Source organism: Mesorhizobium sp. P3_A9, from assembly GCF_056402975.1.
On the sequence record NZ_JBFUGJ010000269.1, the window covers coordinates 1 to 8,278 of the forward strand.

An 8,278-nucleotide genomic window follows, 5' to 3' on the forward strand; every position below is an offset into this window, starting at 1 on the left:
CTCCTTGCCCAGCACTTCCTTCCGGATCGCCAAGCCGCGTTCGAGGACTTCCTTAGACATATGACTGCTCCTGGTTGGGACTGTTTATAGGCTCTGCCTCGACGGCAGACGCTTGCCTTTGCCGGCCCCTTGTGCCGGCGTTCGCGTTGCTTGTCTTCTGGCCGCCCGCTTAGCCGCGCAAAGCGGCAGCAGCCGGCCGGCATCTTTCTTGGTGTCCAGCCTGTCGACAAATTCTTCGATGGCCTCGGCCTCGGCAACGCCGAGGATATTCGCAGCGGCGAGGCGGAAGCGCTCGCGCACCTGTGCCTCGGTGGCGGGCACGACATCGGGCAGGCCCATCGACAGCTTGCGGCCGTCGCCGAGAACCACGTCGATTGCCGCGCCCTGCTGGTTTGGGAACAGCGCTGTCAGATCCGGGCTGGCAACCAGTTCGCTCACTCCGATCAGGCGAACCGTCTCGGGATCGGCGAGATCGCTGTAGATATCCTCCGACAGCCGGCCGTGTGCAAACACGGCTCCCACGCCGAATGGAATGCTCATCTTCGCCTGGAGTGCTCTTTCGAATGGTCCGGTCCGATCGCACCCTGGATACGCAGCGGCGGCGGTCGGAACGCTTATGCGGATGCGCTCGACCGGTGCGGCCTCGGGGCCGATCATCTCGACGAGCTTCAATGCGGTCTGGCAGGCCGTCTGGGCAAAATTGCAGGCCGGCGCCGCCTTGTGATACACGTTGAGGATATCCGCCTCCCCATTGGGGAAGAGTTCGACCCGGCCCGTCATAGGCCGCCTTGCGAGCGCAGCAAAATATCCSGACCGTCCTTCAAATATGTCAGGGCTTCCAAACGCCCCGGCTTTGGCCAGCCGAACCGCCATCCAGGCGTTTCGGGCCGCAAAGCCTGGGTGGAAGAACATGTCCGACCCGCCGCTGTGCGGCCACTGGTTCAGTCCGGACGCGGTGTTGGCAGCCAAGGCAATCGTTGCAGCCATCTGCTGTTGGTCGAGCTTCAGCATCCAGGCGCCACCGCATGCCGATCCGATAGGAGCGACCAGTCCAGTTGGGCGGAAAAGTGAGGACACCGTCGGATCGATCAGCATCCTTCCGAGACGTCCGCCGACCTCATAGGCGACCACCGCCGACCGGAGCAGCTCCATACCGGAAAAGGTATCCGTTTCAGCCAGGGCCAGAAGCAGCGGCCAGACAACCACGCCATGATGGCAAACCGATGCTGCGTGCATGTCCTCCCTGACCAGGCCATGGCCTTTCACCGCATTGACAAATGCTGCGTCCGCCGGTGTCGCCGTCGCTCTCTCGCCAATCATGTGGCCGCCTGCCGCCGCCGGCATCGCGGCGACCGCCTGTCGGCTTGGCTCCAGTTCTGAAGCCTCGAATGCACAGCCGAGAAAATCGAGCAGGCACAGCTTGGCTTTGCTGATGGTCGCCGGACCAAAAACTGGCGCAGCAAGGCTGGCCAATGCAGCTGCCAGTTCCATTGAACGCGTCGTCATCTGCTGCTCTCCACAACGCAGGTCCTAGGCGCGGATCTCCACGCCGGCCCATTCCTCGATGATACGCACCATCGACGTGAAATCCGATTCCGGTCCAAAGCGGGCGTTGGTGGCTGCGAGCATCTGGCGCACCAGAGAACCGCCAACCATGGGCACGCCCAAATTCTCACTCTCATCAACACACATGCGCACGTCCTTGTAGGACAGGGCGGTCGAGAACCCGAAGTCGAATGTTCCTGGCAACACGGCACGAGGAAATTTGTCCTGCGTCGCGCTGTTTCGCCCGCTCGAAGCATTGATGATGTCGCACATCACCGTGGGATCCAGGCCGGCCTTGACGCCCATTGCGAGGGCCTCCGCCGACAGAAGGATGACGCCGGCGGCGATCATGTTGTTTCCAAGCTTGGCAACCTGGGCGCTCCCGGGCGTTTCGCCGCAATAAAACCTGCGGCCAAAATTGGCCAGCACCGGTTCGACATCCTCATAGGTCTGCTTGGGGCAAGAAACCATAACGGCGAGCGTGCCGTTGCGCGCACCTGCAATCCCACCAGATATCGGTRCGTCGACCCATGCAATGCTTCGGCTCGCCAATGCCTCGGAGATGACCTTTGCCATGCTTGGTCCCGTTGTGGACACATCGATAATAGTCTTGACCTTCGAACCGGCCGCGATTCCGTTCGCGCCCAACACCACGTCCCTGACGATGGCGGGCGTCGGGAGGCTGCAGAACACGATGCCGGCCTCATCTCCAACCGCTTGGGGTGATGCAGCAAATGTCGTGTGTTCGGTAGGCAGTTCCGTGGCAGCGTCCGACCGCTTGTCGTAGACGACCACATGGTAACCAGCCTCGGTCAGTCGGCGCACCATCGGCGCACCCATACGGCCGAGGCCGATGAACCCAAGCGTTTGACGCTGCACGACTTTTCCTCTCGAATCTATAGTGGATCTGGCCAGCCTTCGGATTGGCTCAGAGTAGGCCAGTTCCTGCCCTTGCGATAATGCTCGCAACGCGCATAACAGCTTTGCCAAGGGCCTGCCGAACGCTTGTCAACGCTTTCGATGTATCCCAAACTCGTCAATTCGTTGCATGACAACGGAATTCGATCTTCCGCATTGTGCGACGAGGCAAAGCCCATGTTCGATCTAAGGCAGCTCCAGCTATTCATAGCAGTTGCGGAATTCGGGAGCTTTTCGCGGGCCGCCGTCGCGCTGTCCGTGAGCCAGCCGGTTCTCAGCAGGCAAATCAAGTCCCTGGAAGAGAGTGTCGGTATAGCGCTTCTTTACCGCAACGGCCGTGGCATTGTCCTGACCGAGGCGGGCAAGCTTCTGCAGAATTATGCGTCCGCAATCCTCGAGCAGGCCTCGCGGGCAACGAGCGAACTCGGGGCAATGCGATCAAACCCGCGCGGTGCGATCGTGCTTGGAATGCCCCCATCCGTGGGAGTTGTCCTGACCGCGCCCCTCGTCCAGCATTTTCACGAGCAGTTCCCGCAGGTGAGCATGCGGGTGGTCGAGGGGTTCAGTGGCCATCTCCTCGAATGGCTCGTCATGGGCAAGATCGACGTGGCGGTGCTCTACAATGCGCCGCGTATGAACAATTTGCTGGCGGAGCCGATCCTGCGCGACGAGCTATTCCTCCTCGGCGCCAAGAACGATCCCTGCAATCTCGGTTCCTCACCCGTCGACGCCGCAGTCGTTTCGAAGATACCGATGATCCTTCCCGCACGGCCGCATGGGTTGCGAGTGCTGCTGGACCACATCTTCGGCGCGGTCGGCATCGAGCCCAGGATCGAAGTCGAGGTCGAGGCGATGCCTTCGACACTACGCCTCGTGGAGGCCGGAATGGGCTACACGATCTTGTCCTATTCGAGCTGCCACGACCTGGTTGCGCAAGGCAAGATCAGCTACTGGCGGATCCAGAATCCGTCGATTGAAAGGGAGCTGCTGCTCGCAACATCTAGTCAGCGGCCGACCACCACCGTTATCCGGGCATTGACGACCATGATACGCGACGAAGTGCGCGCTCTGCGCAAAATGGGAATCTGGGAGCCGAAGCCGTAAGGCTTCTCCCAGTCATCGGTCCCGCGTCATGCCGGAAGCGATATATCTGTTATCCCGAACCCGATCAGTGAGTTCGCTTCACTTGGCTGCGCGCAGCGGTCACATTGTGGCGAAACGCGAGGAGGAGGGTCCGTGCGTGTGCACGCCCCGTCTGGAGGAGGAGCACCATGACCGACGAGCCAAGAAAGCAGACCCCCGGCGTCTACAGACGCAAGGTCGGCGACGCCATGGTCACCGTGATCAATGACGGTTTTCTCGATATCCCTATGGCCATTCTGCGTGGGACAGAACGTGGCGACATGGAAGCATTGATGCGGGAGCATTTCCACGAGGGCGGTCCCCGCCTCACCGTCAATGCGTTTGTCATCGAGACCGACTCGAACACGATACTCGTCGACGCCGGCGGCGGGTCGACAACGGTCTTTTCGATGGGGCAACTACCGCACAACCTGTCCACAGCGGGCTTCAAGCTCTCGGACTTCGACACGGTTCTTCTGACCCACATCCACCCCGATCACTCGAGCGGGCTGATGGACGAAGCCGGCAAGCCACTCTTCCCGCGCGCCGACATCATCGTCCACAAGGATGACTTCGACTTCTGGTCCGATACCGAGCGGCGCGGTCGCTCGGCCGCTGCGGTACCCTATACAGGTTCCGCCGACGCCTTGCTTTCAAGCCATCGCGGGCGTTTTCGCCCGGTGGACGGAGGCGAAGTGATGCCGGGCATCACCCAGTTGCCGCTTCCCGGCCACACGCCGGGCCACAGTGGCTATCAACTCGATTCCGCCGGCGAGACACTGGTGATGTGGGGCGACACGGTGCACGTGCCGGAACTCCAGATTCCCCTGCCTCAGATTACCAGCGAGTTCGATGTCGATGAGGCGTTGGCAGCTGAAAACCGCCGCAAGATTTTCAACCATGTCGCAAGCGAGCGCCTGCTCGTCACTGGCGGCCACCTGCATCTGCCGGGCTTTGCCCATCTGGTGAAGGCCCATGACGGCTTTCGGCTTGTACCCGAAGCCTGGCGGGTCCAGCTCTAGGCGGTTCATGAAAATGCCAAGGGCCGGCTCCAGGAGGAGCCGGCCCGTTTCTGTTCGCGCTTGGGAGGTGCGACAGTCCGATCAATCGGTGACTTCAACCCAGGTCTTGCTCTTGGCGTCATGCTTGACGAGCGTGACCTGAGCCGCGGTGATGGTGATGTGGCTTGTCTCCGAGAAGCCGATATTGCCTGTCATGCCCTTGAAGTCCTTCACGGCGTTGAAGCCTTTTTGCAGGTCCCCCGGCTTCGTCGACTTCACATCCTTGATCACCTGCGCCAGCATTTTGATGCTGTCGTAGGCGCCTGCCGAGAAGGGCGTGGCATCGACGCTGAATTTTTTCTTATAGGCGTCGCGGAATGCCAGGAGTTCCGGGCTGGGGTGCAGTTCGGTGGTCAGCATGGCGGTGATCATGCCGTCGGACAGGTCGCCTGCCAGGCTCGAGAAGGTGTCGTCGGCATTCGTCTCGTCATTGCCGTATACGATCGCTTCGTAGCCGATCGAGTGAAGGTCCTGCATGAACGCGGCCTGGTCCTGCGGCGTCAGCCACACATCCACGCATTTGATGCCTGCCGCCTTGATGGCGTTGACTTCGGGCATCAGGCCGGCAGTGGCGCCCGTCGACCAGTTCTCGGTGATGGTGTGATCCATCGCAATTTTCTTGCCAGCCTTGTCGTAGGCCAGCTGTATGCCGAAGAGTCCGCCCTGTCCGTAGGTCGAGGGATCGTGCAGCACGGCAAGCCCGTCGGGGCAATGCTTCAGGGCGTGCTCGCCGATCTTCTCACCCCAGGCGAAGGTGTTGAGACCGAAGTCGAACACCCATGGATTTGGTGGGCTCGTCGGTCCCTTCGGGTTGACGGTCAGTCCGCCGTCGTCGACGACGCCGATCGTCGGGAACTTGTGACGCTCGGCAAGCTGCGCGGTCACCGGGCCGGTATCGGGGGAACCCGCGATGACAATGGCGCCGGCCGACATCAGCTTTTGATAGAGCTGACCCGACAGTGTCGCCGACGCGTTGTCGTTGTGCGCGTCGAGCTTCAACATATGGCCGTCGACGCCGCCGGCGGCGTTGACCTCATCGACCGCCATCTGCGAACCGTTGACCGTGGCAACGCCTGTCGAACCGTAGGCACCGGTGGTGCCGGCGATCAGGCCAACAAGATAGTCGTCGGCAGCATTCGTCTGGATGGTTGCACCGCATAAGGCCGTTGCGGCCAGCAGCAAGGTAGACGTCGTCGCGAGCTTATTCATGTTGTTCCCTCCCTGCGATCGGCGGGCCTGTCTCCGACAATCCGATCGCCCTTTTTGCCCTGCGCCTCACTGGGACGCGCGTGTCTTCGCCCGGAATTTTGCCACCCACGACCCCCATCTTGTCAACGCGGGGTAAGCCGCTCGGGACGGGGTAAGAACTCTCCCAAAATGCAGCCCCGGAAGGAATTACATTGGCGCGATCGCGGCGGGAGAGGCTCACAAGAGAGAGCGCTTCCATCAGATTAGACGATTGATATAAAAAGATTTTTTGTCTTGCCTGCGATTGACGAAGAAATCGGTCATGCGTTTTTCGTCAGCGCGCAGCGCTTCTGTTATCGGTCGGGTCGGCGCACCGTTCGTCGCGTTCCTCATAGCTGTTATGTCACCGGCATTAGCTATTTCCGCGCGGGCTTTTTCGACTAGGTGTTCGGTATTGGCGCAGCGTGTCAAATGCGGACGTTGCGACAGGAAGCCCGGCCCGACAGGTCCCGTGAACATGGTAGGGTCGACCGGACGGACGCGACTTCCGCGGAGCGGTCGAAGCGGCAAGAAAGCCGGTGACGGCCGGATGATGGGGAGCCAACAGTGCTGCAATTCTTGCTGAGTGGCATTGCCATAGGATCGGTCTACGGTCTCATCGGCATGGCCTTGGCAATCTCGTTCTACGTCACTCGCATCATCAATTTCGCCCAGGGCCAGCTGATGATGGTGACGGTGATGATCACCGCAGAGTTGGTATCGTCCGGCTATCCGGTCTGGCTTGCCGCTGCTGCCGGGCTGGTCTCATCGTGCATCATTGGCGTTCTGTCCTATCTGATTGCCGTGCGGCCAATCCTGCTGTCGAACCGCTTCAGCTTCGGCTGGCTTGTATCAACGCTGGGCTTCGCGGTGATCGTCGAGAACGCTGCCGCCTACATTTGGGGGCCGACGTCGCAGGCCTTCCCGCCAATCCTGAACAGCATCAGCGTGCCGATCGGAAACGCCGTGCTCACCGGCCAGCAGCTTCTCGCGATCGCCACCGCCGCCATTCTCGCCGCCGGCTTCGAAATCGTGCGACGATATACGCTGTTCGGCAAGCTCGGCATGGCGACGGCAGCGGATCCGGAAATGGCATCCGCCATCGGCGCCAACACCACCGTGGTCGCCATCGTCGCTTTCGCCATCTCCGCGGCCTTTGCCGGCATCGCCGGATTGCTCATCGGGCCGACGACCTTCGCCAACCCTTATCTAGGCGACACGTTCGGTACCTATGGCTTCATCGCCATGATGATCGGCGGCGGCACGGAGCGGCCGATCGCTGCCATGTTCGGCGGTCTTGTGCTGGGCGTCTGTGCCGAAGGCGCCAACGGGCTCATCAATTCACAGGCTTCGGACTGGTTTCCCTTCATCGTGCTCGTCGTCATCCTGATCGTCTCGCCCAAGGGTCTGTTCAGTGCCAGCAATCCGCTCTTCCGTCCGCGCCGTCCGGCAGCGGCGAGCCGCTGAGGAGCGGGGTATGAATTTCACGACCGATCGCCAGGCATCGGCGGCCATCCCGCAAGCCGGCGGCTGGCGCACCGTGGGGCTTCTTGCCGTCATTCTGGCTTACCTGGCGGCGACGGCCTATGTGGCGCGATCCGATCTCGGCCTGCAAAACCTCGTGCTGGTGGCCGCCGTCTTCGGCATCCTCGCCATCAGCCTGGATCTCGTAGCGGGCATGCTGGGGCTCTATTCTCTTGGCCAGGGTGGGTTCTTCGGGATCGGCGCCTATGCGACGACAATCGTCGCCAACGACTATGGCTGGAATGTCTTCGGACTGTTGGTGATCGTGCTCGTCGCGGCCGGCCTCGTCGGCGTGGCCGTCGGCGCCATGTCCCTGCGCGTCAGCGGCCTATACTTCGCCATCACCACCTTTATCTTCACCTTGGTGCTGACGGTCCTCGCGACCGATATGGTCAATGTCACCGGCGGGCTTCAAGGTTTGCTCGGCCCGGCCTTTCCGGACTTCCCAGACGGTCTGCAGTGGCTCGGCTCGCCATTGGTCTGGTGCACGATGGCCGGGCTTTTGCTCTGCCTGATGCTGGTCTGGAACATCCGCCATTCACCGTTCTATCCGATCCTGCTCTCGATCCGCGACGCCGAACCGTTCGCGGAGGCGGCGGGCGCGCGCACCGCGGCGATCAAGGTCGGCGTTTTCGGGGTCTCGGCGGCGATGGCCGGCGGAGCGGGATGGCTGTTCTCCTTCCTGGGCGTCGTGTCTCCGAGCCAGTTCGACTGGTCGGTATCGCTCAATGTTCTGGTGATGGTGCTGATCGGCGGCATCAACACGACGATCGGTCCTGTGATCGGCGCGATGTTCGTCTCGATGTTCCCGAACGTCGTCAACATCAATCCGTGGCTGCAGGAGATCGTCTATGGCGCGCTTTCTATTCTCGCCATCACGC

The 8,278-nt window shown here is 61.5% G+C and carries 8 protein-coding genes; 4 read left to right on the top strand and 4 right to left on the bottom strand.

The features are described 5' to 3' along the window. Positions 1-84: 84 nt before the first annotated feature. Both AC1DX0_RS26550 and AC1DX0_RS26555 read right to left on the bottom strand, forming a co-directional pair. Entirely contained in the window at positions 85-1,506 is a 1,422-nt protein-coding gene (locus AC1DX0_RS26550) for an MmgE/PrpD family protein (RefSeq protein ID WP_477357407.1), read from the bottom strand. A 24-nt stretch (positions 1,507-1,530) separates the two neighbouring features. After that, the gene (locus AC1DX0_RS26555; protein ID WP_477357409.1) at positions 1,531-2,535 is read right to left on the bottom strand and encodes an NAD(P)-dependent oxidoreductase; all 1,005 of its coding nucleotides are present in this window, start codon (positions 2,533-2,535) and stop codon (positions 1,531-1,533) included. Between the two features lie 105 nt (positions 2,536-2,640). Between AC1DX0_RS26555 and AC1DX0_RS26560 the strand changes: the two genes are divergently transcribed. After that, a complete protein-coding gene (locus tag AC1DX0_RS26560) occupies positions 2,641-3,567 on the top strand; it encodes a LysR family transcriptional regulator (protein ID WP_032899629.1) in 927 nt (308 codons plus the stop codon). A gap of 167 nt (positions 3,568-3,734) precedes the next feature. Continuing rightward, the gene (locus tag AC1DX0_RS26565; protein ID WP_477222628.1) at positions 3,735-4,607 is read left to right on the top strand and encodes an MBL fold metallo-hydrolase; all 873 of its coding nucleotides are present in this window, start codon (positions 3,735-3,737) and stop codon (positions 4,605-4,607) included. 81 nt (positions 4,608-4,688) lie between these two features. Here the strand turns inward: AC1DX0_RS26565 and AC1DX0_RS26570 are convergent, their stop codons facing one another. Both AC1DX0_RS26570 and AC1DX0_RS26575 read right to left on the bottom strand, forming a co-directional pair. Continuing rightward, the gene (locus AC1DX0_RS26570; RefSeq protein ID WP_477222627.1) at positions 4,689-5,855 is read right to left on the bottom strand and encodes an ABC transporter substrate-binding protein; all 1,167 of its coding nucleotides are present in this window, start codon (positions 5,853-5,855) and stop codon (positions 4,689-4,691) included. 237 nt (positions 5,856-6,092) lie between these two features. Then, on the bottom strand, positions 6,093-6,353 hold the full coding sequence (locus AC1DX0_RS26575) for a hypothetical protein (protein WP_477222626.1): 261 nt from the start codon (positions 6,351-6,353) through the stop codon (positions 6,093-6,095). Between the two features lie 87 nt (positions 6,354-6,440). Here AC1DX0_RS26575 and AC1DX0_RS26580 point away from each other — a divergent pair, with 87 nt between their 5' ends. Both AC1DX0_RS26580 and AC1DX0_RS26585 read left to right on the top strand, forming a co-directional pair. Beyond that, a complete protein-coding gene (locus AC1DX0_RS26580) occupies positions 6,441-7,340 on the top strand; it encodes a branched-chain amino acid ABC transporter permease (RefSeq protein ID WP_477222625.1) in 900 nt (299 codons plus the stop codon). Between the two features lie 10 nt (positions 7,341-7,350). Beyond that, a partial coding sequence (locus AC1DX0_RS26585; protein ID WP_477357411.1) for a branched-chain amino acid ABC transporter permease occupies positions 7,351-8,278 on the top strand: 928 nt, incomplete at its 3' end.